The 239-nt window shown below is 37.7% G+C and carries 1 protein-coding gene; it reads left to right on the forward strand.

Annotated features, from left to right (window positions below; genetic code table 11):
* The coding region (locus tag R2R70_RS22885) for a toprim domain-containing protein (protein ID WP_410979329.1) at nucleotides 1–239 on the forward strand (239 nt) is incomplete at both ends.

A 239-nucleotide genomic window follows, 5' to 3' on the forward strand; every position in this document is an offset into this window, starting at 1 on the left:
GTAACCGTAAGAATCAGGCGATTCTTCCGCTTAAAGGTAAAATTCTAAACGTAGAAAAAGCACGTTTTGATAAAATGCTGTCTTCACAAGAAGTTGCAACACTAATTACTGCATTAGGTTGTGGTATTGGCCGTGACGAATATAACCCTGAAAAACTACGTTATCACCGTATTATCATCATGACCGATGCGGACGTAGATGGTTCTCATATTCGTACTTTATTGCTTACATTCTTCTAT

Origin of the sequence: Cobetia sp. SIMBA_158, assembly GCF_046566945.1 — a bacterium.
GTDB classification, from domain to species: Bacteria; Pseudomonadota; Gammaproteobacteria; order Pseudomonadales; family Halomonadaceae; genus Cobetia; species Cobetia amphilecti.